34 protein-coding genes are annotated in these 26,993 nt (G+C 40.1%); 4 read left to right on the forward strand and 30 right to left on the reverse strand.

Translation table 11 applies throughout. The annotated features are described in order from the left end of the window. Nucleotides 1-8: 8 nt before the first annotated feature. The 16 genes from rplE to thiD form a co-directional block, all read right to left on the reverse strand. Nucleotides 9-548 (reverse strand): 50S ribosomal protein L5, encoded by a 540-nt coding sequence (gene rplE / locus ACFSR0_RS07615; protein WP_379981494.1) that lies wholly within the window; start codon nt 546-548, stop codon nt 9-11. Nucleotides 549-576: 28 nt separating this feature from the next. Continuing rightward, nucleotides 577-888 carry a 50S ribosomal protein L24 gene (gene rplX, locus ACFSR0_RS07620; RefSeq protein ID WP_379981496.1) on the reverse strand — a complete coding sequence of 104 codons (312 nt, stop codon included), beginning with the start codon at nt 886-888 and terminating at the stop codon, nt 577-579. A gap of 34 nt (nt 889-922) precedes the next feature. Beyond that, nucleotides 923-1,291, reverse strand: coding sequence for a 50S ribosomal protein L14 (rplN, locus tag ACFSR0_RS07625; protein ID WP_007207619.1), 369 nt, complete (start codon nt 1,289-1,291; stop codon nt 923-925). A 59-nt stretch (nt 1,292-1,350) separates the two neighbouring features. Next, the gene (gene rpsQ, locus ACFSR0_RS07630) at nt 1,351-1,617 is read right to left on the reverse strand and encodes a 30S ribosomal protein S17 (RefSeq protein WP_007207620.1); all 267 of its coding nucleotides are present in this window, start codon (nt 1,615-1,617) and stop codon (nt 1,351-1,353) included. A 25-nt stretch (nt 1,618-1,642) separates the two neighbouring features. After that, nucleotides 1,643-1,831 carry a 50S ribosomal protein L29 gene (gene rpmC, locus ACFSR0_RS07635; protein WP_007207621.1) on the reverse strand — a complete coding sequence of 63 codons (189 nt, stop codon included), beginning with the start codon at nt 1,829-1,831 and terminating at the stop codon, nt 1,643-1,645. Continuing rightward, complete coding sequence (rplP, locus tag ACFSR0_RS07640) at nt 1,821-2,255, reverse strand: 50S ribosomal protein L16 (RefSeq protein ID WP_379981498.1); 435 nt, start codon at nt 2,253-2,255, stop codon at nt 1,821-1,823. Before rplP ends, rpmC begins: the two co-directional genes overlap by 11 nt. A gap of 2 nt (nt 2,256-2,257) precedes the next feature. After that, nucleotides 2,258-2,914 (reverse strand): 30S ribosomal protein S3, encoded by a 657-nt coding sequence (gene rpsC / locus ACFSR0_RS07645; protein WP_379981500.1) that lies wholly within the window; start codon nt 2,912-2,914, stop codon nt 2,258-2,260. A gap of 13 nt (nt 2,915-2,927) precedes the next feature. Next, on the reverse strand, nt 2,928-3,275 hold the full coding sequence (gene rplV, locus ACFSR0_RS07650) for a 50S ribosomal protein L22 (protein WP_007207624.1): 348 nt from the start codon (nt 3,273-3,275) through the stop codon (nt 2,928-2,930). A gap of 20 nt (nt 3,276-3,295) precedes the next feature. After that, nucleotides 3,296-3,574 carry a 30S ribosomal protein S19 gene (gene rpsS, locus ACFSR0_RS07655; protein WP_379981503.1) on the reverse strand — a complete coding sequence of 93 codons (279 nt, stop codon included), beginning with the start codon at nt 3,572-3,574 and terminating at the stop codon, nt 3,296-3,298. Nucleotides 3,575-3,616: 42 nt separating this feature from the next. Next, complete coding sequence (gene rplB, locus ACFSR0_RS07660) at nt 3,617-4,450, reverse strand: 50S ribosomal protein L2 (RefSeq protein WP_379981505.1); 834 nt, start codon at nt 4,448-4,450, stop codon at nt 3,617-3,619. 43 nt (nt 4,451-4,493) lie between these two features. Then, nucleotides 4,494-4,781: a 50S ribosomal protein L23 gene (locus tag ACFSR0_RS07665; protein WP_379981507.1), complete on the reverse strand. Its 288-nt coding sequence runs from the start codon at nt 4,779-4,781 to the stop codon at nt 4,494-4,496. Continuing rightward, entirely contained in the window at nt 4,781-5,404 is a 624-nt protein-coding gene (rplD, locus tag ACFSR0_RS07670; RefSeq protein WP_379981509.1) for a 50S ribosomal protein L4, read from the reverse strand. Before rplD ends, ACFSR0_RS07665 begins: the two co-directional genes overlap by 1 nt. 29 nt (nt 5,405-5,433) lie before the next feature. Next, nucleotides 5,434-6,063 carry a 50S ribosomal protein L3 gene (gene rplC / locus ACFSR0_RS07675; RefSeq protein ID WP_379981511.1) on the reverse strand — a complete coding sequence of 210 codons (630 nt, stop codon included), beginning with the start codon at nt 6,061-6,063 and terminating at the stop codon, nt 5,434-5,436. Between the two features lie 21 nt (nt 6,064-6,084). Beyond that, complete coding sequence (rpsJ, locus tag ACFSR0_RS07680; protein WP_002389727.1) at nt 6,085-6,393, reverse strand: 30S ribosomal protein S10; 309 nt, start codon at nt 6,391-6,393, stop codon at nt 6,085-6,087. A gap of 311 nt (nt 6,394-6,704) precedes the next feature. Then, nucleotides 6,705-7,253: an ECF transporter S component gene (locus ACFSR0_RS07685; RefSeq protein WP_379981513.1), complete on the reverse strand. Its 549-nt coding sequence runs from the start codon at nt 7,251-7,253 to the stop codon at nt 6,705-6,707. Continuing rightward, a complete protein-coding gene (gene thiD, locus ACFSR0_RS07690; RefSeq protein ID WP_379981515.1) occupies nt 7,250-8,074 on the reverse strand; it encodes a bifunctional hydroxymethylpyrimidine kinase/phosphomethylpyrimidine kinase in 825 nt (274 codons plus the stop codon). The genes ACFSR0_RS07685 and thiD overlap by 4 nt, the downstream gene beginning before the upstream one ends. Before the next feature lie 130 nt (nt 8,075-8,204). On the opposite strand from thiD, the gene ACFSR0_RS07695 reads away from it, so the two are divergent. Both ACFSR0_RS07695 and ACFSR0_RS07700 read left to right on the forward strand, forming a co-directional pair. After that, nucleotides 8,205-9,620, forward strand: a complete 1,416-nt coding sequence (locus ACFSR0_RS07695; protein WP_379981517.1) for an aminotransferase-like domain-containing protein — start codon at nt 8,205-8,207, stop codon at nt 9,618-9,620. After that, entirely contained in the window at nt 9,617-10,360 is a 744-nt protein-coding gene (locus ACFSR0_RS07700) for a nitroreductase family protein (protein WP_379981519.1), read from the forward strand. The genes ACFSR0_RS07695 and ACFSR0_RS07700 overlap by 4 nt, the downstream gene beginning before the upstream one ends. A 53-nt stretch (nt 10,361-10,413) precedes the next feature. Here the strand turns inward: ACFSR0_RS07700 and tuf are convergent, their stop codons facing one another. The 4 genes from tuf to rpsL all read right to left on the reverse strand — a co-directional run bounded on the left by tuf (nt 10,414) and on the right by rpsL (nt 14,876). Further along, entirely contained in the window at nt 10,414-11,601 is a 1,188-nt protein-coding gene (gene tuf / locus ACFSR0_RS07705; protein WP_379981521.1) for an elongation factor Tu, read from the reverse strand. Between the two features lie 156 nt (nt 11,602-11,757). After that, a complete protein-coding gene (gene fusA, locus ACFSR0_RS07710; RefSeq protein ID WP_379981523.1) occupies nt 11,758-13,842 on the reverse strand; it encodes an elongation factor G in 2,085 nt (694 codons plus the stop codon). 83 nt (nt 13,843-13,925) lie between these two features. After that, the gene (gene rpsG / locus ACFSR0_RS07715; protein ID WP_379981525.1) at nt 13,926-14,396 is read right to left on the reverse strand and encodes a 30S ribosomal protein S7; all 471 of its coding nucleotides are present in this window, start codon (nt 14,394-14,396) and stop codon (nt 13,926-13,928) included. A 66-nt stretch (nt 14,397-14,462) separates the two neighbouring features. Next, complete coding sequence (gene rpsL / locus ACFSR0_RS07720) at nt 14,463-14,876, reverse strand: 30S ribosomal protein S12 (protein ID WP_379981527.1); 414 nt, start codon at nt 14,874-14,876, stop codon at nt 14,463-14,465. Between the two features lie 292 nt (nt 14,877-15,168). On the opposite strand from rpsL, the gene rpiA reads away from it, so the two are divergent. Continuing rightward, on the forward strand, nt 15,169-15,858 hold the full coding sequence (gene rpiA / locus ACFSR0_RS07725; RefSeq protein ID WP_379981529.1) for a ribose-5-phosphate isomerase RpiA: 690 nt from the start codon (nt 15,169-15,171) through the stop codon (nt 15,856-15,858). A gap of 87 nt (nt 15,859-15,945) precedes the next feature. Further along, the gene (gene gpmA, locus ACFSR0_RS07730) at nt 15,946-16,632 is read left to right on the forward strand and encodes a 2,3-diphosphoglycerate-dependent phosphoglycerate mutase (RefSeq protein WP_379981531.1); all 687 of its coding nucleotides are present in this window, start codon (nt 15,946-15,948) and stop codon (nt 16,630-16,632) included. Between the two features lie 149 nt (nt 16,633-16,781). Here the strand turns inward: gpmA and ACFSR0_RS07735 are convergent, their stop codons facing one another. The 10 genes from ACFSR0_RS07735 to deoC all read right to left on the reverse strand — a co-directional run bounded on the left by ACFSR0_RS07735 (nt 16,782) and on the right by deoC (nt 26,984). Further along, complete coding sequence (locus tag ACFSR0_RS07735) at nt 16,782-17,969, reverse strand: iron-containing alcohol dehydrogenase (RefSeq protein ID WP_379981533.1); 1,188 nt, start codon at nt 17,967-17,969, stop codon at nt 16,782-16,784. Nucleotides 17,970-18,046: 77 nt separating this feature from the next. Continuing rightward, nucleotides 18,047-18,751: a purine-nucleoside phosphorylase gene (deoD, locus tag ACFSR0_RS07740; RefSeq protein WP_379981535.1), complete on the reverse strand. Its 705-nt coding sequence runs from the start codon at nt 18,749-18,751 to the stop codon at nt 18,047-18,049. Nucleotides 18,752-18,764: 13 nt separating this feature from the next. After that, nucleotides 18,765-19,583 carry a purine-nucleoside phosphorylase gene (locus ACFSR0_RS07745; RefSeq protein WP_379981537.1) on the reverse strand — a complete coding sequence of 273 codons (819 nt, stop codon included), beginning with the start codon at nt 19,581-19,583 and terminating at the stop codon, nt 18,765-18,767. A 12-nt stretch (nt 19,584-19,595) separates the two neighbouring features. After that, nucleotides 19,596-20,762 (reverse strand): phosphopentomutase, encoded by a 1,167-nt coding sequence (deoB, locus tag ACFSR0_RS07750; RefSeq protein ID WP_379981539.1) that lies wholly within the window; start codon nt 20,760-20,762, stop codon nt 19,596-19,598. A 118-nt stretch (nt 20,763-20,880) separates the two neighbouring features. Beyond that, nucleotides 20,881-21,834 (reverse strand): ABC transporter permease, encoded by a 954-nt coding sequence (locus ACFSR0_RS07755; RefSeq protein WP_379981541.1) that lies wholly within the window; start codon nt 21,832-21,834, stop codon nt 20,881-20,883. Then, a complete protein-coding gene (locus ACFSR0_RS07760; protein ID WP_379981543.1) occupies nt 21,834-22,985 on the reverse strand; it encodes an ABC transporter permease in 1,152 nt (383 codons plus the stop codon). The genes ACFSR0_RS07755 and ACFSR0_RS07760 overlap by 1 nt, the downstream gene beginning before the upstream one ends. Next, nucleotides 22,978-24,543, reverse strand: coding sequence for an ABC transporter ATP-binding protein (locus ACFSR0_RS07765; protein WP_379981545.1), 1,566 nt, complete (start codon nt 24,541-24,543; stop codon nt 22,978-22,980). Before ACFSR0_RS07765 ends, ACFSR0_RS07760 begins: the two co-directional genes overlap by 8 nt. Before the next feature lie 191 nt (nt 24,544-24,734). Then, complete coding sequence (locus ACFSR0_RS07770; protein WP_379981547.1) at nt 24,735-25,841, reverse strand: BMP family lipoprotein; 1,107 nt, start codon at nt 25,839-25,841, stop codon at nt 24,735-24,737. Between the two features lie 60 nt (nt 25,842-25,901). Beyond that, nucleotides 25,902-26,306 (reverse strand): cytidine deaminase, encoded by a 405-nt coding sequence (locus tag ACFSR0_RS07775; RefSeq protein ID WP_379981549.1) that lies wholly within the window; start codon nt 26,304-26,306, stop codon nt 25,902-25,904. Nucleotides 26,307-26,321: 15 nt separating this feature from the next. Continuing rightward, nucleotides 26,322-26,984 (reverse strand): deoxyribose-phosphate aldolase, encoded by a 663-nt coding sequence (gene deoC / locus ACFSR0_RS07780; RefSeq protein ID WP_379981551.1) that lies wholly within the window; start codon nt 26,982-26,984, stop codon nt 26,322-26,324. Between the last annotated feature and the right edge of the window lie 9 nt (nt 26,985-26,993).

Raw genomic sequence — 26,993 nt, forward strand, 5'->3', positions numbered from 1 at the left:
TCCTTTTTTTATTTTTGGAATGGCATGCCTAATTGCGTTAACAACTCACGAGATTCTTCATCTGTGTTTGCTGTCGTTACAATAACGATATCCATCCCACGTACTTTATCTACCAAATCATAATCTACTTCTGGGAAGATTAATTGTTCTTTCACACCTAACGTATAGTTTCCACGTCCGTCAAATGCTTTTTTGCTCACACCATGGAAGTCACGTACACGTGGTAGAGATACAGAGACTAATTTATCTAAGAATTCATACATTCTTTCGCCACGTAGCGTTACTTTTGCTCCAATAGGCATTCCTTCACGTAAACGGAATCCAGCGATTGATTTTTTTGCTTTCGTAATTAAAGGTTTTTGACCTGAAATTAATTGTAATTCTTCTACTGCTTTATCTAAATTCTTTGCGTTTGATACTGCATCACCCACACCCATGTTGATAACAATTTTATCAACTTTTGGTGCTTCCATGATTGAGCTATATTCAAACTTTTCCATCAATGATGGAACCACTTCACTCGTATATTTTTCTTTAAGGCGGTTCATTTAGTAAGCTCCTCCTTCCTTCGTTTGATTATTTATCTAGAACTTCACCGGTTTTTTTAGAAACGCGGACTTTTTTACCGTCGACTTCTTTGTAGCCCACACGTGTAGCTTCACCGTTTGAAGGATCAATAACCATCACGTTAGAAACATGAATTGGTGCTTCGACTTCAACGATTCCACCTTGAGGAGCAGCTTGAGAAGGTTTTTGGTGTTTTTTCATAACATTTACACCTTCAACAACGACTTTATCTTTTTTCGGAAACGCTGCTAATACAACGCCTTCTTTGTTTTTGTCTTTTCCAGTGATAACTTTAACTTTATCGCCTTTTTTAACAAACATTACTGTTTCGCACCTCCTTTAGAATAAGTGACAATTATAGAACTTCTGGTGCTAGTGAAACGATCTTCATAAAGTTGTTTTCGCGTAGTTCACGAGCAACTGGGCCAAAGATACGTGTTCCACGTGGGCTCTTATCGTCACGGATAATTACCGCAGCATTTTCATCAAATTTAATGTAAGAACCGTCTGCACGACGAGCGCCTGTTTTTGTACGAACGATAACGGCTTTAACAACGTCGCCTTTTTTGACAACCCCGCCTGGCGTTGCTTGTTTAACCGAAGCAACAATGATGTCTCCAATGTTCGCAGTTTTGCGACCTGAACCACCAAGGACTTTGATTGTCAAGATTTCGCGAGCGCCTGAATTGTCAGCAACTTTTAAACGACTTTCTTGTTGGATCACGATGTGTATCCTCCTTTCAGATTTTGCAAATTCAATCTATATAGGAAAATCTCGTATGATTAAATAATCACTGCTTTTTCAACAATCTCTACTAGACGGAAACGTTTCGTAGCTGATAATGGACGAGTTTCCATAATTTTCACGATATCGCCAACTTTTGCTTCGTTGTTTTCATCGTGTGCTTTGTATTTCTTAGAATAGTTCATACGTTTACCGTAGATTGGGTGATTTTTCTTTGTTTCAACCACAACTGTGATAGTTTTATCCATTTTGTCGGATACCACACGACCTTGATAAACTTTGCGTTGGTTTCTTTCTTCAGTCATACGTTAAATGGGCCTCCTTCCAAAATTAGTTAGCTTGTTGACGCAACACTGTTTTAATGCGTGCAATCGATTTACGAACTTCTTTAATACGTGCAGTGTTTTCTAATTGACCTGTAGCTAATTGGAATCTCAAGTTAAACAATTCTTCTTTTAATTGTTTTTCTTGTTCTAGCATTTCGGCAGTGGTTAATTCTCTGATTTCTTTAACCTTCATTCGATTCACCACCCATTTCTTCACGTTTTACGATTTTCGTTTTCATTGGTAATTTATGTGAAGCAAGACGTAATGCTTCGCGAGCTACTTCTTCTGGTACACCAGCAATTTCAAACATGATTTTTCCACGTTTTACTGGAGATACCCAACCTTCAGGAGCCCCTTTACCTGAACCCATACGTACCCCAATCGCTTTGGCAGTATAAGATTTATGAGGGAAAATTTTGATCCATACTTTCCCACCACGTTTCATGTAACGAGTCATGGCAATACGTGCTGCTTCGATTTGACGGTTTGTTAACCAATGTGATTCTACAGCTTGTAAGCCATATTCACCAAAAGCAACTTCTTTTCCACCTTTCGCTTCTCCACGCATTTTTCCACGGAATTCACGACGGTGTTTTACACGTTTAGGTACTAACATGCTTATTTCCCCCCTTTCTCAGTGTTCTTTTTAGCTGGAAGAATTTCTCCACGATAGATCCACACTTTAACTCCTAGTTTTCCGTATGTTGTATCTGCTTCTTCCCATGCGTAATCAATGTCCGCACGTAATGTGTGTAATGGAACTGTTCCTTCAGAGTATCCTTCGCTACGAGCGATATCCGCACCGTTTAAACGACCTGATACTTGAGTTTTAATTCCTTGAGCGCCTGCACGCATTGAGCGTTGGATTGCTTGTTTTTGTGCACGACGGAAAGCCACACGACCTTCTAATTGACGGGCAATGCCTTCGCCAACTAATTTTGCATCTAAATCTGGTTTTTTGATTTCTACAATGTTAATGTTTACTTTTTTACCAGTTAATTTATTTAATTCTTTTCTTAGGTTTTCGACTTCAGATCCGCCTTTACCGATAACCATACCTGGTCTAGCTGTGTGAATTGATACGTTCACGCGATTTGCAGCGCGTTCGATTTCAACTGTTGACACAGCGGCATCAGCAAGTTTAGATGCGATGAATTTACGAATTCTTAAATCTTCGTGTAGAAAATCAGCATACTCTTTTTCAGCATACCATTTTGCATCCCAGTCACGGATAATGCCTACACGCATTCCAATTGGATGTACTTTTTGACCCACTGAATGTCCCTCCTTATTTTTCTGATACGACTACGGTGATGTGACTTGTCCGTTTATTGATTGGTGATGCTGATCCTTTGGCACGTGGACGGAAACGTTTCATTGTTGGTCCTTCGTTAACAAACGCTTCTGATACTACCAAGTTTTCAACGTCTAAATCAAAGTTGTTTTCCGCATTCGCAATAGCTGACATTAGGACTTTTTCAATTACCCCTGCAGCTTTGTTCGGCGTGAACTTTAAGATTGCAATTGCTTCAGCAACATTTTTCCCTCTGATTAAATCGATCACAATACGTGATTTGCGAGGAGAAACGCGAACTGTTTTTGCAGTTGCTTTAGCTGACGTAATTTGTTCTGCCATTCTTATATCCTCCCCTCAAATTAACGTTTTGTTTTCTTATCATCACTTGCGTGACCACGATAAGTTCTTGTTGGTGCAAATTCACCTAGTTTATGTCCTACCATGTCTTCTTGGATGTAAACTGGTACATGTTTACGTCCATCATAGACAGCAATTGTAAATCCAACAAAGCTTGGGAAGATTGTTGAACGACGTGACCAAGTTTTGATTACTTTTTTCTTTTCAGCACCTTGTTGTGCGTCGACCTTTTTCATCAAATGATCATCGACAAAAGGTCCTTTCTTTAAACTACGACCCATGGTGAACCTCCTCTCAAAATGTGCGACACATGGTCAAAGAAATTATTTTGCATTACGACGACGAACGATAAGTTTGTCTGATTTTGCTTTTTTATTACGTGTTTTGTATCCAAGAGCTGGTTGACCCCAAGGAGAAACTGGTGCTTTACGTCCGATTGGAGCTTTACCTTCACCACCACCGTGTGGGTGATCATTAGGGTTCATTACGCTACCACGAACAGTTGGGCGTTTGCGCATCCAACGAGAGCGACCTGCTTTACCGATGTTAATCAATTCATGTTGTTCATTACCTACAGCTCCAATTGTCGCACGGCAAGTAGCCAAAATCATACGAACTTCGCCTGAATTTAAACGAATTAAAACGTATTTGCCTTCTTTACCTAACACTTGTGCACTTGTACCAGCAGAACGAATTAATTGTCCGCCCTTGCCTGGTTTCATTTCGATATTGTGAACAACGGTACCAACTGGAATATTTGCCAATGGTAATGCGTTACCTACTTTAATATCTGCTTCAGGTCCAGAAACGACTGTCACGCCAACTTCTAATCCTTTTGGTGCTAAAATGTATGCTTTTACTCCATCTTCGTAATGTACTAATGCAATATTAGCAGAACGGTTTGGATCATACTCAATTGTTTTTACTGTAGCAACAACGTTATCTTTATTACGTTTAAAATCAACTAAACGGTATTGACGTTTGTGACCGCCGCCTTGATGGCGAACTGTAATACGTCCGTTGTTGTTACGACCGGCATTATTTTTCAATGGTGCCAACAATGTTTTTTCTGGTGTCGAAGTAGTGATTTCCGCGAAATCAGAACTTGTCATATTGCGGCGACCATTTGAGGTAGGTTTGTACTTTTTAATAGCCACGTCTTTTTTCCCTCCTGTTAATTTTTTTTAGAATGAACTCTGCTTATTCAGCAGCAAATAATTCAATTTCTTTTGAAGCTTCTGTTAATGTTACAACCGCCTTGCGGCGTTTTTTCGTGTACCCTACATATTTACCCATACGTTTAAATTTCGGACGTACGTTGATGATGTTTACGTTTTTCACTTCAACACCAAAAGCTGCTTCTACAGCTTGTTTCACCAAAGTCTTGTTTGCGCGAGTGTCTACTTCGAATGTGTATTTCTTTTCGTCCATCGCCAACATTGATTTTTCAGTGATGACTGGTTTTTTGATAACATCTAGTAAATTCATTATGCAAGCACCTCCTCAATTTGAGTAAGAGCAGTTTGAGTTGCTAACACTTTGTTGTTTGAAACAACATCCAAGACACTAACATTATCAGCAGAAACAACAGAAACGTTTGGTAAGTTACGTGCAGACAATGCTACAAAATCATTACCATCTTCTAGTACTACTAATACTTTAGAGTCAATAGATAAGTTAGCTAAAACTTGTTTAAATTCTTTTGTTTTTGGTGCATCAAGGCTTAACGCTTCGACCGCAACCAAGTTATTTGAAGCAACTTTTTCTGATAATACAGATTTCATTGCTAAGCGACGAACTTTTTTAGGAAGTTTGTAGCTGTATGAACGTGGTGTTGGTCCAAAAACTACACCACCTCCACGCCATTGTGGTGAACGGATAGAACCTTGACGGGCACGACCTGTTCCTTTTTGGCGCCATGGTTTACGGCCACCACCACGAACAGCACTGCGGTTTTTCACAGTATGTGTTCCTTGTCTTAATGAAGCACGTTGCATGATGATTGCATCATAGACAACTGATTCATTTGGTTCAATTCCGAAGATTTCTTCGTTTAAAGTGATTTCGCCATTTTGGCTTCCATCTTGTTTAAATAATGCTACATTCGGCATTCCTTAGTTCCTCCTTTCTTCCTATCTATTTATTTAGCCTTCACAGCTGATTTTATTGTAATCAATGATTTTTTCGCTCCAGGAACGTTACCTTTAATTAAGATGACGTTACGTTCAGCATCCACACGTACGATTTCTAAGTTTTGAATAGTTACGCGGTTGCCGCCCATACGACCTGCAAGATGTTTATTTTTGAATACGCGGTTAGGCGCTACTGGACCCATTGAACCAGGACGACGATGGTAACGAGAACCGTGAGCCATTGGTCCGCGGCTTTGTCCGTGACGTTTGATAACGCCTTGGAATCCTTTACCTTTAGTTGTGCCTGTCACGTCAACGATATCCCCAGCTTGGAATACATCAACTTTTACTTCTGATCCTACTTCTAAGCCCTCAAGCTCAACATCCTTAAATTCGCGAATGAAGCGCTTAGGAGCCGTGTTTGCTTTTGCAACATGACCTTTCGCAGGTTTGTTACTTAAAACTTCACGTAAATCTTGGTAACCAACTTGAACAGCTGTATAGCCATCATTTTCCACTGTTTTCAATTGTAGGACAACGTTTGGTGTTGCCTCTACAACTGTTACTGGAATTAGTTCGCCTGATTCAGTAAAGATTTGAGTCATTCCCACTTTTTTCCCTAAGATTCCTTTGGTCATGATTACACCTCCATCTTATTTTTATAGTTTAATTTCAATGTTCACACCGGATGGTAAGTCTAGCTTCATTAAAGCATCAACTGTTTTTGGTGTTGGATTCACAATGTCGATTAGACGCTTGTGTGTACGCATTTCGAATTGTTCGCGTGAATCTTTGTATTTATGTGTCGCACGGATAACGGTGTAAAGACTACGTTCTGTTGGTAATGGAATTGGACCAGATACATCAGCTCCAGTTCTTTTTGCAGTTTCTACGATTTTATCCGCTGATTGATCTAAAATACGATGTTCATACGCTTTTAAACGGATACGAATTTTTTGTTTTGCCATTGTTTTCCCTCCTTCGCCTATTTTAAAAGTAGACATAGCTCCACGAAAATTTTCCGTCACGCTCGTCCATGGCAAAGCGTCCGGGCGTGTCGCAACCTCTCGTTTCCTAGCCGGCAGAATTTTTTTTCTACCAATGCTGTTTTTGTTTTTTTGAACAGCACCTTTATGATTATAGTATGTTTAAACTTCAATAGCAAGAACTTTCTTCTAAAAAATTCAAAAATAAGCAACTGTTTTCAACAATAAGGGCTCAACCAACAAACAATGTCGCTCTCCTTGTGCCCTTTATCGCCAAAAACAGTTTATCCCTACTAGTATTTATTGGTCGGTAGCAAACGTACCATGGCTTTTTTTAATGGAAAATAAAGAAAAGTGACAACAATGATTGTTGTTACCACATTAATTAATGTAGCGGGCAATTGGACAAGCGCAGCATTAAACCCGACTGACAAACGATTCCCCATCATTAATTGAACAACAGTGTTTTTGATTTGGGTCATACTAATTTTAGCAATACCTGTTCCAATACCAATCATGACCACTTGATAGATTTTTGTTGGATTTTTTTTATATAAACAATACATTCCATATGCTGCCGCACCTACAATGAAACTCTCTAAAATAAAATAAGGCGCCTCCGTTGCGTAGCCATTTAATAAATCAAAAATAGCAAATCCAATTCCTCCGGCCAATGAGCCGCGAAGATAGCCTAGCAATAATACGGACAACAACAGCACCGCATTTCCCATGTGTACAAAAGCACCAGTAGGTAAAGGAATTTTGATCATCGTGCCAATGACAGTTAATGCCGCAAAAAGCCCTACAAATACAACACTTTCTATAGTAGAAAAACGCCTCATTTTCCTTCCTCCATTCGTTCTTCCGCATGATTATATGCACCATGCCAGACATGACCTACATAAGAATTGATAACAACTCCCTCTTCAATCGCCTTGGAAACAAAGGCTTTGGCTAAAACCACTGCATCGAATACCGTTTTCCCTTTGGCTAAGCCAGCTGTAATCGCGGCAGCAAACGTACAACCAGCACCGTGATTGCAATTCGTTTCGTAAAGTTTCCCTTCCAACAATTCAAAACGAGTACCATCATAATACAAGTCAAGGGCTTTATCTGAAGCAAACCGACGGCCGCCTTTGATTACCACCTGTCTTGCTCCATAATCCGTAATCCTTTTGGCAGCCTCTTTCATTTCAGCAATTGTATGCAAGTCGCCCATGCCAGATAAAATACCTGCTTCTACAAGATTCGGGGTAACGATTTCTGCTCTAGGTAAAAGATAGTGCTTTATTCCTTCTACACTCTTCGGTTGCAGAATTTGTGCCGTCCCTTTACAAGCAATCACAGGATCAATAACCACATGATTCGTATACGTTGTGGTTAAATAATGACTTGCTATTTCAATGTTTTTTTCATTGCCCATCATCCCCGTTTTGATTGCATCAACCGGTCCACCAGCGAATACGGAAATAAGTTGCTTTGCTAATAGTTCTGAAGAAAGCTCCGTTACTTCATGCGACCAACCGATTTCGGGATCCATCGTTACAATCGAAGTAATACTAGAAAAACCAAACGTTCCGTATTCCTCAAACGTTTTTAAATCTGCTTGCAGTCCCGCTCCTCCAGTTGAATCAGAGCCTGCAATCGTTAATACCTTTTTCATTTCACCACATCCTTTTTTCTTGTTTTTCAGTATACCCAGCAAATGCCTTGACGAAAACAACCAATTGGATTATTTTTAAACCATCCAATTATCATTAAGCTTTATCATTCTCGTTCGTGAAAGGAAGAACATGGCAAAAAAAAATCCCTTGTATCAACAAATTATTGATGATTATATTTTGAAAATCGAACGTGGCGATTTGCTACCAGGTGCCTCTTTGCCACCCGAACGAACCTTAGCTAAACAATGGGGTGTAAATCGATCGACAGTTGTGCGTGCATTAGAAGAGCTAACTAGTTTGGGTTGGATTATCCGCAAACAAGGCAGTGGGACACAGGTTGCTCAAAGTCAACTCGCCAATCGTCGGACACCATTTTCTCATTGGTCTACCTTTCCTTCGCATTCTCGATTAAAGGATGATCCCTACCTGAAAAAAATGAGGGAGCGACAGAAGACCATTGACGATATCGATTTATTTACTGGAGAATTACCCACTGAACTGATTCCAAACTTTTCTTTTCCAGCAATGGCTTGGGACCAAATACTAAAAAAAGCAACTGAAAATACAAGCAGTGGGTATACACCGTTGCTTCACTTGCTGAAAGACCATCTTCAACGTACGCTTCATTTTTCAAATGACTTCCAACAATTAGTACTAACTTCTGGCTCCACCCAAGGAATTCAGATTATTTTGCAAACTTTACTAAAAAAAGGCGATTGTGTCGCCACCGAAGATCCATCATTCTTATTCGCACTTCCCTATTTTGCTGCGTTAGGAATTCGTTTGGAGGGCATTCCGCAAGATGATGAAGGCATGTCGGCCCACGCCTTTTCACAAGCTTGTCAGAAGAAAAAAATTCGGTTGCTTTATCTTAATCCCACTCATCAAAATCCTACTGGTAGAAGTATGTCGCTTCACCGACGCAAACAAATCATTGCTATTTGTCGGCATTACCAAATCCCAATTATCGAGGATGATATTTTTACTGAGTTAAGTTTCGCCACTGTACCACCTAGTTTAAAAGAATTGGCACCTGACCAAGTGATTTATCTCGGTTCGTTATCAAAAATTTTTTCCCCTTTGATTAAAATAGGTTGGATTTTAGCTCCGCAAGCCCTTATTCAAGCATTTTCGGAAACCAAAGAACGACTCGATTTAGTTACGGACTTATTTCCACAGTTACTTGCCTATCAAGCATTAACCGATGAGAACTATCAGGAAACCCACAAACAATTAGTCAAGCATCTCAAACAAAAAGATCAACAATTCCAAGAACTCTTTCCCGCTTTACAGAAGGATTGGCAAATCAGAACAATTAGTGGTGGCATGTATCATTGGCTCACTTGGAAGCATCAACCCTTAAAGCGAAAAGATTGGGATCTATTTTTAGCAAACAATATTCTTCTAGCACCTTCTTTTCTCTTCAGTAATGATACAATGTCCTGTAGAGTGAACTTTACTCGCTTAGCTAAGAGTCAAGTCACTCCCTTTATAAAAACGATGCAGCTCATCTCTGAGCAATTAAGAAAGGATGATTACTTATGAACGAAACAATAAAACTACTGACGTCCCATCGTAGCTATCGCAATTTTGATGAAGCCTATGAATTACCTAAAAAAGAATTAGAGGCCATCTTAGCAGCCGCTCGCCAAGCTCCAAGTTGGATGAATGGCCAAATGTATTCAATCCTTGTCATTCAAGATCAAGCTATCCGCCATGAGATGGTTCGGTTAAATCCAGGAAATCCTCATATAGAAAAAAGCTCTGTGTTCTTACTTTTTCTAGCTGACTTGAAACGTACGGCAACAGTTGCCGAAAAAAATCATGTAGCCTACAAGATAGAAGAAGGCCTCAATCCATTGTTAATTGCAACGACTGATGCAAGTTTAGCACTGGAAAACGCACTAATTGCAACAGAGTCACTTGGTCTTGGTGCTGTGCCTGTTGGTAGCGTACGTAGTTATGTTGACGAACTGAAAGAGTTGCTACATTTACCTGATTTTGTTTTGCCAATCGCCGGTCTAAGCATCGGAAAACCTACAGTAGAAATGAACATCAAACCACGCTTACCAGAACAAGCTGTTATCCATTATGACACCTATAAAGATTATGATTATTCTTTGATTGAAGCATATGACACAACCATGGAAAAATTTGGTGAAGCGCGGGAAACGAAACGCTGGAGCAAAAAATTTGCAGACTACTTTGCTCATCGTCCAAGTGAAAAATTGGATCATTTTATCAGCAAGCAGCACTTGTTTCATTTCAATCAAAACCAAAAATAACTATAAAAAAAAAACGTGAACGAAATTTCGCTCACGTTTTTTCATTACTATTTTTACGCTTTGATTTCAGAAACAACGCCTGAACCAACAGTACGTCCGCCTTCACGAATAGAGAAACGAGTTCCATCTTCGATAGCAATTGGGTGAATTAATTCAACTTCAATTGTTACGTTATCACCAGGCATTACCATTTCAGTACCTTCTGGTAATTCTACAACACCTGTAACGTCTGTTGTACGGAAGTAGAATTGAGGACGGTAGTTTGTGAAGAATGGAGTATGACGTCCACCTTCTTCTTTTGTTAATACATACACTTCAGCAGTGAATTTTGTATGTGGTGTAATTGTAGAAGGTTTAGCTAATACTTGACCACGTTGGATGTTTTCGCGAGCAACCCCACGAAGTAACGCACCAATGTTATCACCAGCTTCTGCATAGTCTAATAATTTACGGAACATTTCAACACCTGTTACAGTTGTTTGAGCAGTTTCGTCAGCGATACCAACGATTTCTACAACGTCACCTACGCGAACTTGTCCACGTTCAACACGACCTGTAGCAACTGTTCCACGACCAGTGATTGAGAATACGTCTTCGACTGGCATCATGAATGGTTTGTCAGTATCACGAACTGGAGTTGGGATATATTCGTCAACAGCAGCCATCAATTCTAAGATTTTTTCTTCGTATGAAGGATCGCCTTCTAAAGCTTTCAAAGCAGAACCTGCAACAACTGGAGTGTCATCGCCTGGGAAGTCATATTCAGATAATAAATCACGAACTTCCATTTCTACTAATTCTAATAATTCTTCGTCATCAACCATATCCATTTTGTTTAAGAAAACAACGATGTAAGGAACACCTACGTTACGTGAAAGTAAGATATGTTCGCGTGTTTGAGGCATAGGGCCATCAGCAGCAGAAACTACTAAGATAGCTCCGTCCATTTGAGCCGCACCAGTAATCATGTTTTTAACATAGTCCGCGTGTCCTGGGCAGTCAACGTGAGCATAGTGACGGTTTTCAGTTTCGTATTCAACGTGCGCAGTTGAGATAGTGATTCCGCGTTCGCGTTCTTCTGGAGCGCCATCAATTTGATCATAAGCAGACGCTTTAGCCAAACCTTTTTTAGCTAAAACAGTTGTAATTGCAGCTGTTAATGTAGTTTTACCATGGTCAACGTGTCCGATAGTACCAATGTTTACATGGGGTTTAGAACGGTCAAATTTTTCTTTTGCCATTTTAAATGTTCCTCCTAAAATTTACAATTTTTTGATTTTTTTATTTGACAAGTAAGGAATCACAAGTGATTCCTTGCCTTTATCATCGTTCATTATTGTACACGAAACTTCTTAAAAAACCTAGTAGTTTGAAAAGAATTCCGAAATCATTTAAGATTATTCGGCTTTCCCACCATTTTTCTTAATGATTTCTTCTTGAATTGATTTCGGTACATCTTCATAGTGGTCAAAGACCATCATAAATGTTCCACGTCCTTGTGTTGATGAACGTAGTGTTGTTGCATAACCAAACATTTCTGATAATGGTACAATCGCATGCACGATTTGAGCATTACCATGTGCTTCCATACCTTCTACACGTCCACGACGAGCAGTCACGTGACCCATTACGTCTCCTAAATATTCTTCAGGAACAGTCACTGTTACTTTCATCATTGGTTCTAGAATGACTGGATTTGCTTTTTTCGCAGCAGCACGTAGCGCCATTGAAGCAGCTACACGGAAGGCTGTTTCATTTGAGTCGACATCATGGTATGACCCATCATAAAGTTTTGCTTTAATATCAACTAAAGGATAGCCTGCTAAGACACCATTTGCCATCGCATCTTCTAGTCCTTTTTCAACAGCTGGGATGTATTCACGAGGAACAACCCCACCGACGATTGCATTTTCAAATTCAAACCCGCCGCCTTCTTCATTAGGGGTAAATTCGACCCATACGTGACCGTACTGACCTTTACCACCAGATTGGCGAACAAACTTACCTTCTGCTTGCGTTGCAGAACGGAATGTTTCACGGTAAGAAACTTGAGGAGCACCAACGTTTGCTTCTACTTTAAATTCACGACGCATACGGTCTACCAATACGTCCAAATGCAATTCACCCATACCTGCGATAACCGTTTCACCCGTTTCAACATTTGTTGTTACACGGAATGAAGGATCTTCTTCAGCTAGTTTTTGCAATGCAATACCCATTTTATCTTGGTCTGCTTTTGATTTTGGTTCAACAGCAACTTCGATAACTGGATCTGGGAAGTCAATTGATTCTAAGATAACTGGTGCATTTTCTGCACACAACGTATCTCCAGTTGTTGTATCTTTCAATCCAACAGCTGCCGCAATATCGCCTGAATAAACTTTTTCAATTTCTTTACGTGTGTTGGCATGCATTTGTAGAATACGGCCGATACGTTCGCGTTTGTCTTTCGACGCATTTAAAACATATGAACCAGATTCTAATACACCAGAGTACACACGGAAGAATGTTAAACGACCTACGAATGGGTCAGTCATCACTTTAAACGCTAATGATGCAAATGGTGCGGAATCATCAGCTGGACGATCTGATTCTTCATCAGTCTTAGGGTTAATCCCTTTAATTGCAGGGATATCTGTTGGAGCAGGTAAATAATCAATAACTGCGTCCAATAGTAATTGAACCCCTTTGTTTTTGAAGGCTGTTCCACAAAGAACTGGGAAAAATTCCACGGCAATTGTTGCTTTACGAATCGCTTCTTTCAATTCGTCGATAGTGATTTCTTCACCTTCTAAGAATTTCATCATTAAGTCTTCGTCTGTATCAGCTACAGCTTCGACTAATTTTTCACGCCATTCTTCAGCTTGTTCGCGATATTCTTCTGGAATTTCCGTTTCTTGAATTTCCGTTCCTAAATCGTTTGTGTAAATTTCAGCTTTCATTTTCACTAAGTCAATAATCCCAGTGAAATCATCTTCAGCACCAATTGGTAATTGAACTGGATGCGCGTTTGCTTGTAGACGATCGTGTAAAGTTGATACAGAATACAAGAAATCTGCTCCAATTTTATCCATTTTGTTACAGAATACGATACGTGGAACACCATATTCTGTTGCTTGGCGCCAAACAGTTTCTGTTTGTGGTTCAACACCTGATTGGGAATCTAAGACAGTTACCGCGCCATCAAGGACACGTAGAGAACGTTGTACTTCAATTGTGAAGTCCACGTGCCCTGGAGTATCAATGATATTTACGCGATTACCCTTCCATTGAGCAGTAGTAGCTGCGGAAGTAATCGTAATCCCACGTTCTTGTTCTTGTTCCATCCAGTCCATTTGTGATGCACCTTCATGCGTTTCACCAATTTTATGAATTTTACCTGTGTAGTACAAGATACGTTCTGTTGTTGTTGTTTTACCAGCATCAACGTGGGCCATAATCCCAATGTTACGAGTGTTTTCTAAAGAAAATTCTCTTGCCATTTTAGGTTTGTTCTCCTCTCAGTTCGAGTAAATGGTTTCCATCTATACCTTCTGCTAAATGATATGCATATGCAGAGAGGATCTTACCAACGATAATGAGCAAATGCACGGTTTGCGTCTGCCATTTTGTGAGTGTCTTCGCGTTTTTTCACAGAAGCTCCAGTGTTATTGGCAGCATCCATGATTTCTTTTGCAAGACGTTCTTCCATTGTATGTTCTCCACGCAAACGAGCGTAATTTACCACCCAACGAAGACCTAAAGTTGTACGACGTTCAGGGCGAACTTCAACTGGTACTTGATAGTTTGAACCCCCTACACGACGAGCTTTTACTTCTAGTACTGGCATGATGTTTTTCATTGCTTGTTCGAAAACTTCCAATGGATCATTGCCTGTAGATTCTTTAATAATGTCAAATGCATTATAAATAATATTTGAAGCAACCCCACGTTTTCCGTCAATCATGACACGGTTAATTAAGCGAGTTACTAATTTTGAGTTATAAATAGGATCTGGTAAAACATCACGTTTTGCAACAGGACCTTTACGAGGCATCCGTAACTCCTCCTTCCGAAAAATATATTTTTATGTTCTTACTTTGTTTTTGCTAAATAAAGAAAATTATGCTTTAGGGCGTTTTGTACCATATTTTGAACGAGATTGTTTACGATCGTTCACACCGGCAGTATCCAACGCACCACGTACGATATGATAACGTACCCCTGGTAAGTCTTTTACACGTCCACCACGAAGTAACACAACACTGTGTTCTTGTAAGTTGTGGCCAATACCTGGGATATAAGCAGTCACTTCAATTAAGTTAGACAAACGAACACGGGCATATTTACGCAAAGCAGAGTTTGGTTTCTTTGGTGTCATGGTACCCACACGAGTAGCTACCCCACGCTTTTGAGGTGAACTCACGTCAGTTTGAGTTTTTTTGAAACTGTTGTATCCTTTGTTCAATGCAGGTGAATTTGATTTTTCAACCTTAGATTTACGAGGTTTACGTACTAATTGATTAATTGTAGGCATCCCTTGTCATCCTCCTTCCTGGTTCACTATATAGACCCACACATCCAGGTGGTTCTTTTTTTTCAATAAAAAATAATGCATCATTCGCATTTACGTGTACTTCCCACAGTCAGCACGTCTCAAAGAGAGACCTGTAATTAAAGCACCTTTGTTAGAATAGCATGGAACAACAAAACTGTCAAATATGTTTGAACATTTTTTGTTGCTTTTTTTGAAGTTCCGTCTATGAAGCGCTATCTTATTTTTTCATTTCCCATTATAATAGAAACATCAAAAGTCAAAGGTGGTCGCTATGAATTTAAAACAAATGGTTGGAATCGAAGCTGCATCTTATGTCAAGCAAGACATGATTGTTGGGTTAGGAACAGGATCAACAGCGTATTACTTTATTGAAGAATTGGGGCGGCGGGTCAAAGAAGAGCATTTGCAAATCCAAGGAGTCCCTACTTCCATTGCTTCTCGCGAGCAAGCTAGTAAGTTAGGCATCCCCATTCGGACAATTGATGATGTTCCTTATGTTGATTTAGTCGTAGACGGAGCCGATGAGATATCGGCAGATTTTCAGGGGATAAAAGGTGGCGGTGCTGCACTACTATTTGAAAAAATTGTGGCCTCCTATGCAAAAGAAATTATTTGGATTGTTGATCAATCGAAGATGGTTGACACGCTGGGTAAGTTTCCATTGCCCGTTGAAGTTGTTCCATATGGCGCAAAGCAGTTGTTTCGCTTGTTCTCTGAGAAAGGATACAATCCTTCTTTCCGCTTGACAGCTGATGGACAGCTCTTAACCACCGATTGCAATCATAATATTATTGATTTGCATTTGACTGCTATTGAGCATCCACATCAATTAAATGAAGAACTCAATCAATTGGTTGGGGTCGTGGAGCACGGTTTATTTTTAGATATGGTCAAAACGGTGATTGTCGGCCAAGACAATGGTCCAAAAACCATTCTTGTTCCTCCTCGCAAAATCAAGTAAATTTTTCAATAGAAATAATTTGAGAAAAAGTGTACAATGAATATGAAAATGAAAAATTTCGGAAAACAATGTAAAGGAGAGTTTTTTATGCCAAAATTAGTTTTTTCTCGTCATGGATTAAGTGAATGGAATAAGTTAAACCAATTTACAGGGTGGGCTGATGTTGATCTAGCTCCAGAAGGTGTGGAAGAAGCCAAAGAAGGTGGCCGTAAAATTAAAGAAGCAGGTATCGAATTTGATATCGCCTACACTTCTGTTTTAACACGTGCTATCAAGACATGTAACTACATTTTAGAATATTCAGATCAATTATGGGTACCTACAGTGAAGTCATGGCGCTTAAATGAACGTCATTATGGAAAATTACAAGGCTTAAACAAAAAAGAAACTGCTGAAAAATATGGTGATGACCAAGTTCATATTTGGCGTCGTTCCTACGATGTATTGCCTCCATTGATGGAAGCAACCGATGAAGGCTCTGCAGCAAACGATCGCCGCTATGCAATGTTGGATTCTCGTGACGTTCCAGGAGGAGAAAACTTAAAGGTAACTCTTGAACGCGCATTGCCATTTTGGCAAGATCAAATTGCTCCTGCTTTAAAGGATGGCAAAACTGTCTTAGTCGCTGCTCACGGAAACTCTTTACGTGCTCTTGCAAAACACCTTGAACAAATTTCTGATGAAGATATCATGGATTTAGAAATCCCAACAGGTCAACCATTAGTTTATGAATTAAACGATGACCTAACTGTATTGAAAAAATATTATTTATAATTTGTATCTTAAAAATAATCTTTTAGAGAGTGGAGAAATCCACTCTTTTTTTACAAAAAGTACACCTCGTAAAAAATAGCAGCTTCCAAAAATTCATTCTTTTCTCTGACCTTTTGGAAGCCACTGTATTTTACGAGGTGTTTTATTTCCTACACATATTTAGATGGAGTCATACACGCTTGATAAATGGAGACTACATCCTCCACTGCCAATGGTTCAAAGGCGAGCGTTGAAATTTTACTAGAAGCAACTGCTTGTTCTGCCATCTTTTGAAAATTTGTTTCGTCTGTTATACCAACTTCTGGCAGTGTCATTGGTATGCCACATTCAGAAAAGTAGTCTGAGAGTTTTTGAATACCCATTCTCGCTGCTAATTCCGGTACAGTTTCTCGAATACCCCAAACTTCTTTCGCATAGCGGGCTAATTTAGGAACCGTTCGTTCGTTGAGAATATGCTCCATCCAACGTGGGGTCAATATCGCCAAGCCTACCCCATGTGTAATATCATAGAACGCACTCAATTCATGTTCCATAGCATGACATGACCAAGCACCAGCTTTTGATGCACCTGTTAAGCCATTCAAAGCCAAACTACTCGCCCACATCAGATTTGCACGTGCATCATAATCGTCTGGTGTCGCAAGCGCAACAGGTACATTTTTGATGACCGCTCGCATCAGACCTTCAGCTATACCATCCTCCACATCGGTACCAGGCGTATTATCAAAATAATTCTCCATCAAGTGACTAAAAATGTCAGCTGATCCGGCAGCTGTTTGATAAGCATTTACGGTATAGGTGTTGGTTGGATCCAAGAAGGAGGCTTTTGGTAAGAAATTCTGTCCACCGAAACCAAGTTTTTGTTTCGTTTTAAGATTAGAGATGACTGCACCTCGATTCATTTCACTTCCAGTTGCTGCTAAAGTCAATACAGTCACCAATGGCAAAGCTGGACCCGCATATGCCCGGTTGGTAACCATTTCCCACAAGTCACCTGAAGCAAATGTCCCTCCTGCGATTGCTTTGCTACAATCAATAACCGAACCACCTCCAACTGCTAGAATAACATCAATGTTTTCTTTCCGACAAAGTGCTGCACCACGTTCAACTGTCTCAATTCTCGGATTTGGTTCAACGCCATTTACTTCAAACACTTGATTGTCGTTCGATTCTAACTGCGCCATAATTTGAGCATACAAGCCGTTGCGTTTGATGCTTCCTCCACCGTAAACCAATAATACGCGCTTACCAAATTGATTTAATACTTCCGGCAACTCACCTAAACGATTTTTCCCAAAACGAATATCGGTTGTAACATGAAAGCGAAAATTTTCCATATTGCTCATTCCTTTCTTGACACCTGTTGCAAAAAGGACGGTACCCTAGCTAGCATCCCATCCTTTTTTCCACTTAATTATCCTATTGCTGTCTCTAATCCTATGGTAATCATGTCGTTAAATGTTGTTTGTCTTTCTGCAGCTGTCGTTTCTTCTCCAGTAACAATATGATCACTTACCGTACAGATAGCCAATGTTTGAACTTGGAACTTTGCCCCTAAGTAATACAAAGCTGCTGCTTCCATTTCGACACCCATCACGCCTAATTCGGCTAATTTTAACGTTTCCGTCATGTCATCTTTGTAAAAAGTATCTTCTGATAAAATATTTCCTACATGGGTTGTGATTCCTGATGCAGTCGCTAGTTCATATGACTTTTTCAACAATTGAAAATCAGCAATCGGGGCAAAATGAAAACTTGAAAAATTTTTTTGAACCATAGAAGAACTCGTAACCGCCCCTTGAGCAATCACTAGATCCCGAACATGTACATCCATTGAAATTGCTCCACAAGTTCCCACTCGAATCAATTTTTTAACACCGTATGATTGAATCAGTTCTTGAGCATAGATCGTCGCAGAGGGCATTCCCATCCCAGTACCTTGAACCGAAATGCGTTCTCCTTTATACGTCCCCGTATACCCCAACATGCCACGTACGTGATTGTAGCAAACAGGATTTTCTAAAAAAGTTTCGGCAATATATTTTGCCCGCAGTGGATCGCCTGGAAGCAACACAACTTCTGCTATTTCACCGGCTTTCGCCTCAATATGAACACTCATAACGGATTCTCCTTTATAACGCTGCTAGCGTCTCTTTGATTAATGACTTAAATTCTTGCTTCACACGCTGAGTTGTTTCAACCACTTCTTCATGATTTAATTCTTTTTGCATACCTGCAGCTAAATTGGTAATGCACGATACGCCTAACACCCGTAAACCACTATGGACTGCTACAATGACTTCTGGCACAGTAGACATGCCCACTGCATCTGCACCAATGGTACGTGCAAACCGAATTTCTGCCGGCGTCTCATATGTTGGACCAGAAAAAGCCATATACACACCTTCTTGCAAATGCAATCCTTTTTCTTGGGCCACCTTGTGCGCTACCGCTTGATAAGAAGCATCATAGGCTTGACTCATATCTGGGAAACGCGGACCTAACTCATCTTCGTTGGTTCCAATCAAAGGATTTGCTCCCATGTAATTAATTTGATCGGTAATGAGCATCAAATCACCTGGTGTGAAGTCATGATTCACTCCACCGCAAGCATTGGTAACGATGACAGAATGGGCTTGAAGTGCTGCCATGACCCGCACTGGATAAGTGACCGTTTGCATCGAATGTCCTTCATAATAATGAAATCTGCCTTGCATAGCCAACACTTTTTTCCCAGATAGTGTTCCGTAGACTAATTTTCCGGCATGTCCCACTACTGTCGAGATTGGAAAATGTGGAATTTCATGATACTGCAGCACGACTGCATCTTCAATCTCATCTGCCAATTCTCCTAGACCCGATCCTAATATCAGACCAAACTCTACTTCTTTGACACCAGCTTTTTTCATGTATGTCGTGGTTTCATTTAGCTTCTCTTGCAATGTCGTCATTTTTTCCAACTCCTATTGTAATTGATTCAAAAAGCTTTCGCCATTCTCTGTGGCAGGAACATTAAAATTATCAGCAATGGTTGCTGAAATATCTGCATAATGGCCTTGACTTAACGCTCCTTGGTTGACCATTTTCTTGCTAAATGCTAATAAAGGAACATATTCACGGGTATGATCGGTTCCTGGGAAGGTTGGGTCATTCCCATGATCTGCCGTAATCAGCAACAAATCATCTTCCTGCATTGCTGCAATGATTTCGGGAATTCTGGCATCAAATTCCTCGATTGCACGCGCGTATCCCTCAACATCGCGGCGATGTCCAAATAATGCATCGAAATCGACCAAATTGGTAAAACTCATTCCTTCAAAATCAGTTGCCATGACCTTTAATAATTGGTCAACGCCATCCATGTTACTCTTTGTGCGGACAAAATCAGTTATTCCTTGACCATTAAAGATATCATTAATTTTCCCAACAGCAATAACTTGCTTCCCATTTTCTTTCAAGGAATCCAATACAGTATGTCCGAATGGGTCCAAGGCATAGTCATGACGGTTGGCTGTCCTTGTAAAGTTTCCGGGTGTCCCTACGTATGGACGAGCGATGATGCGACCAATCATATATGGATCATCTTTGGTAATGTCCCGAACATATTGGCAAATGCGGTAAAGTTCTTCTAATGGGATAATCTCTTCATGTGCAGCAATCTGTAAAACTGGATCGGCAGAAGTGTACACAATTAAATCCCCTGTTTCCATTTGATGCGCGCCATAATCATCAATCACTTTTGTGCCTGAATAGGGCTTGTTACAAACAATTTTTCTCCCAGAAAAATCTTCAATTTTTTTCAACAGTTCTTCAGGAAACCCATTTGGAAAAACGCGGAATGGCGTCTTAATATTTAATCCCATAATTTCCCAATGACCCGTCATTGTATCTTTCCCTACTGATACTTCTTCTAATTTTGTCGCATATCCTTGATGATTCGCCAATGCTGCGACCCCTTGCAAGGGACGAATCGTACCTAGACCTAGTTGTTCCAAATGAGGGATTGTTAACCCTGCTTGTTCTGCAATATGACCTAATGTATCCGCACCAACGTCGTGAAATTTCTCTGCATCGGGTGCTTCACCAATTCCTACAGAATCCATCACAATCAAATGTACACGTTTAAACATAATCTCCCTACTTTCTCTCAATCATTATTAGTGATTCTTTCCTGATTCACAATTATTATACAACACGAAAAGATAAGAGAAGATATCTAGCCCCCTTCTCTCACCCTTTTCCCATAAATTATTTAGATTTAATATAGTTTTTCCCATTGGCTTTTGGTCCAGAAGCTTTTCCTAAGAATAGAACCAATACCAGAATTGTTAGGACATATGGTGTTATTTGTAGATACACATTCGGAATCGATTTAACAAATGGAATGTTTCGGCCAGCTATACTCAAGTTTTGTGCAAAGCCGAAGAAGACAGCTGCACCCATCGCGCCTAATGGATTCCATTTACCAAAGATCATTGCGGCCATCGAGATGAACCCTTGACCGGAAATCGTTGTCACTGCAAAACGACCAGAAATTGATTGTGCAAATAACGCACCACCCATACCACCTAAAAAGCCAGAAATCAAAACCCCTGCATAACGCATCCCATAAACATTAATGCCTAATGTATCTGCCGCTTGTGGATGTTCCCCCACTGAACGTAGCCGCAAACCAAATTTCGTTTTAAAAATGATAAACCAAGCCAAAACGGAAATCAAAATAGCTACGTATGCGGGTAACATGGTTTTCGTAAAAAAGATTCGGCCGATAATTGGAATATTACTCAATACTGGAAATGTGTAGTAACCAAAAATTTGCGTAATATCATCGGTTTGCCCTTTATTGTAAATAACTTTTACTAGAAAAATGGCAAGCGAGGGTGCCATTAAATTCAGGACCGTCCCACTAATGATATGGTCTGCTCGAAAATTGATGGTGGCCACGGCATGCAAAACTGAAAAGAGCATCCCAACAAATCCACCAAATAAAGTGGCCAACCAAGGCGTCCAAGCACCAAATTGACTCGCAAACTCTAAGTTGAACACAATCGCACTGAACGCGCCCATTACCATGATGCCTTCTAAACCGACATTAACAATTCCACTGCGTTCAGAGAAAACACCACCTAAAGCAGTTAAAATCAAAGGTGCTGCATAAATCAACGTTTGGGTAAATAGGGATGCAATCATATCAATATTCATCAGATTGTGCCTCCTTTTTGCGAATCCTCTTCGTCTGTATCTGCCATCTCTTTCACAACAACTACTTCTTTTTTCGATTGGAATAGTTTTGCTAGAACGAAGTGAATCACAAAGCTAATCCCTACAAAGAAGATGATAATTGCAATATTTACATCCACTAGTTCTGAAGGGATACCAGCAAATTGCATTCCTTGACCACCTAGCTTCAAAATACTAAATAGTAATGCCGAAAGCAATATTCCAATGGACGATCCTCCACCGAGTAATGAGACCGCCATACCATCAAAACCAATACTTAACGATGAGCCTTGGACAAAGAAATTACCGAATGTTCCTAAACCTTGAATAACTCCTCCAAAACCAGCTAAAGCGCCCGAAATAACCATCGAAATGATGATTGTTCGTTTACTACTCATCCCTGCATATTCCGACGCGAATGGATTCAAACCAACCGAACGAATTTCAAATCCTAATGTTGTTTTTTTCATCAAGAACCATACCAACACGAGAAAGAGAAAAGCGAAAAAAATCCCAATATTCAATCGCGACCCATTACTCAAGGAGGCTAGCCAACTTGTTTGCATGGAGGCATTGGCGGAAATAGCTTTCGTTACTCCCTTGGTAGAAATGATGTTTTCTCCCATAACATCATTGACCAAATAAGTGCTGATATATAATAGAATATAATTCATCATAATGGTTACAATCACTTCGCTCGTGCCAAAGTATGCCCTAAGAATACCTGGGATAGCCGCTGCAATCGCTCCAGCAAGCACACCTACGACAATTGCTAAGGGTAACACAACCAATCTTGGCGCATCTGGCAATAGCAATGCCACCCAAATACTTGCAACCCAACCACATAACGCTTGACCAGATAACCCGATATTAAAGAAGCCCGCTGAATTTGCGACCGAAAATCCTAATGCTGTAAATATTAAAGGGGCGGCTGAAACAAAGACTTCTCCAATATTTCGTGTGTTTAAGCCACCAACTTGCATATCAATAAAAACAGTACGAAACATGGTCCGATAGCCAGCAACAGGATCATATCCAAAAATTAGCATGATAATCCCACCCAATACAAATCCTAGTAATACTGCAATAATTGGGACTAAGCCATTTCTTATTTTTTCCGAACGATTATTCACCTGTCTCACCTACCTCTGCCAATTCTTTTTGCGCATCTTCCAACGAATATCCTGTCATAAGCAAGCCAAGTTCTTTCTCAGATGTGGCCTTTGGATCCACAATACCAACGATTTTCCCAGCATGAATAACAGCGATTCGATCGGATACATTCAAAATTTCTTCTAATTCAAAACTAATCAGTAAGACGGCCTTCATCTTATCTCGTTGCTCAATTAATCGTTTATGAATGAATTCAATTGCACCAACGTCCAAGCCCCGAGTCGGATTGGCCACAATCAACAAATCGGGATCGCGACTGACTTCTCGAGCAATAATTGCTTTTTGTTGATTCCCACCAGACAATGCTTTCGCTGGAACCAATTCACTAACCGTTCGAACATCAAATTCCTGAATGAGTTCTTTTGCATGTTCATTGATTTCACCATAGTTCAATACACCCATTTTACTGTATGGTTCTTGATAGTAGGTTTGGATGCCAATATTTTCCGCTAGCGTCATCTCTAAAACCAAGCCATACTTGTGACGATCTTCCGGTACATGACCGACACCTGTTTCTGTAATTTTCCGTGGAGAAAGATTGGTGATGTCTTCTCCGTTAACGGTAATCCGGCCACTCTCTACCTTTCGCAAACCAGTCAGAGCTTGCAACAGCTCTGATTGGCCGTTACCATCAATACCAGCAATTCCTAATACTTCACCTGCACGTACTTGCAAACTTAAATTTTTTACAGCTTCGATGCCTCGGTTTTCTTTGACGACCAAATCTTTGACATCAAGAACCACTTCTTTGGGTTCCGCAGGTTTCTTAGTTGTTTTGAAAGAGACAGCCCTACCAACCATCATATCTGCTAGCTGTTGCGAGGTTACATCTTTAATTGCAACCGTCCCAATGCCTTTGCCTCTTCGAATTACTGTACAACGATCTGCAACTGCTTTAATTTCATCAAGCTTATGCGTGATAAGGATAATTGATTTTCCTTCTTTGACCAATTCTTTCATAATCGTTATCAATTCTTCAATTTCTTGTGGGGTTAGGACAGCAGTTGGTTCATCGAAAATAAGCACCTCTGCTCCTCGATACAACGTTTTTAAAATTTCGACACGTTGTTGCATACCAACAGAAATATCACGAACATAGGCATCTGGATTAACAGCCAAACCATATCGCTTTGAAACTTCTTCAATTTCTTGACGTGCTGCTTTTTTATTCAGCATCCCCAAATGTGATTTCTCACTGCCCAAGATAATGTTTTCCGTTACGGTGAACGCATCTACCAACATGAAATGTTGATGCACCATGCCAATCCCTAATTTATTTGCGGTAGTTGGACTCGTAATTTTTACTTCTTTCCCGTTCAAATAAATTTCACCTGATGTTGGCTCCAGAATACCCGATAGCATGTTCATTAAGGTCGACTTACCAGCACCATTTTCTCCAAGTAAAGCATGAATTTCCCCTTTTTTAACTTGTAAATTTACAGCATCGTTTGCTTTAAATGCACCGAACTCTTTTGTGATGTTGCGCATTTCGATAACGTAGTTTTCTTCTTGGGTCATTCTTTCTTCACATCCTTCTCTTTTCGTAGACACGCTCAAGGAATTTTTCCTTACCAAAAAAGACGGCTTCCGCATGCTTTGGTAAAAAATTTTTCTTGTTGTCATTAGTGAAGAGTTTGAATGACAAATCAAAACAGTGTTTTGATTTGTCATTCTTCCTCAAATTTTTGAAGCAATCCTTTTGCAAATAACTAATTTTTGGCAGGTTTTTCAGGTACTTCAATCTTGCCATCAATAATTTGTTGTTTTGCATCTTTGATGGCTGTTTTTGCATCATCAGATAAGAAACCTTCTGTAATATCAACACCACCATCTTTCAAACCGTAAACTAAATGTTCCCCACCAGGGAATTTATCATTCAATGCACGAGTTGAGATATCTTCAACCGCTGCACCAACACCTTTTAGCGTTGAAGCAAGGGTAAAGTTATCATCTTTACCATCTTTGGTTGTGTATTTTCCTTGATCTTGTTGATCGCTATCCACACCAATAACCCAAACTTTTTTGCTATCTAAGTCAGCTTCGTTTAATTGGCTATTCACTGCTTTGGCTTCTTGGAAGACACCTGCTCCGGTACCACCTGAAGCATGGAAAATAATATCAGCGCCATTTTGGTACATTGAAGCTGCTAAGGCTTTTCCTTTAGCAGGATCCCCAAATGAAGCCGCATATTGTGAATCAACTGTAACTGTTTTGCCTAATTTTTTGGCTGTATCAGCGACACCTTTTTCAAAACCTGCTTGGAAACGGTCAATTACAACGCCTTCTTCCCCACCAATAAAGCCAACCTTATTGGTTTTGGTTGTTTCAGCCGCTGCAATCCCTGCTAAATATGCTGCTTCATTGTCTTTAAAGGTTGCAGAAACAACATTTTTCGCATCAATTGTACTATCAATGATGGCAAATTGCACATTTGGATTTTGCTTTGCTGCTTCTGTAATAGCTGGTTGTAATAAATATCCAATCCCAAAAATGGTTTTAAAGCCATTTTGTACAGCACCTGATACATTGGTTGTATATTGGCTAGCATCATCTGATTGGATGTAATCATAGCCACCTGTACCGCGTTTGATATCGTGTTTTTTACCCCATTCTTGTAACCCTTCCCACGCAGATTGGTTAAACGAACGGTCATCAACACCACCAATATCTGTCACAATCATAACGCTGTGATTGTCAGATTTTGAGCTACTGCTATCGCTTGAACTTGTTGTACTTTTCTTTCCTCCACATGCTGTCAGTAACATCACACTTGCTAATGCTACTACACCGAAACCAAGTATTTTTGCTTTTTTCATTTCTGTAAAGCCCCCTATAGTTTTATTTTTCAACAGTCGTTACCGACCGAATGAACAAAGTTAAATAGATAAATCTTCTTCTTTGAAGAAATACGGCAATAAATCCTCCACCGTCATTTCTTTTGTTACCCCATTTTCACCGACTAACGTGACCGGCATATCAGCTTCGCAAAACTCTGATATAACTTGACGACACGCCCCGCAAGGCGAAATTGGCTTTGGCGTATGGCCTGCAATCACCAAATGTTCAAAAGAACGTTCCCCTTCAGATACGGCTTTAAAGATGGCCGTTCGTTCTGCACAATTACTCAGACCATAGGATGCATTTTCAATATTAAGTCCTTGGTAAAGCTTGCCATCTTTTGTAACCAGACAGGCCCCCACTGGAAAATGTGAATAGGGTACATATGCCTTATCCAATGCAGCAACCGCTACGTCAATCCATTCTTGCTTTGCTTTTGCCATTTTCTCGCTCACTCCCTAATATCCCGCTCCTGTTTGACCAGAAATAATTGCGATACTTGCGCTTGTTCCGAGACGGGTTGCACCTGCTTCGACCATTGCTAAAGCTTCTGCTTCATTATGAATTCCACCAGAAGCCTTCACGCCCATTTCTGGCCCAACCGTCGCGCGCATGATTCGAATGTGCTCAATTTTGGCACCTGCTGTTGAAAAACCGGTTGAAGTTTTAACAAAATCGGCTCCAGCTAATTTTGCCAACTCACATGCGCGGATAATTTCTTCATCAGTTAACAATGCAGTTTCGATAATCACTTTGACCAATGCTCGATCTTTGGCTGCTTCCACCACTGCTTCAATATCTTGGCGAACGTAGGCATCATCGCCATCTTTTAACGCCCCGATATTAATAACCATGTCAACTTCATCTGCACCATTTTGAATTGCATCGGTCGTTTCAAAGGCTTTTGTAGCTGTCGTATTCGCACCCAAAGGAAAACCAATAACAGTACAAACAGCAACTGGCTCATTTTTTAATTGCTCTGATGCGTAAGAAACCCACGTAGGATTGACACACACTGAGTAAAAATGAAACTTTTTGGCTTCATCAATTATGTTTTGTACACTCTCTTTTGTGGCATCAGCTTTTAATATCGTATGATCAATCATTCGATTTAATTCCATTTTTTTCGT

It is taken from the genome of Enterococcus camelliae, from assembly GCF_042685105.1.
In the GTDB taxonomy this organism is placed as follows: Bacteria; Bacillota; Bacilli; order Lactobacillales; family Enterococcaceae; genus Enterococcus_G; species Enterococcus_G camelliae.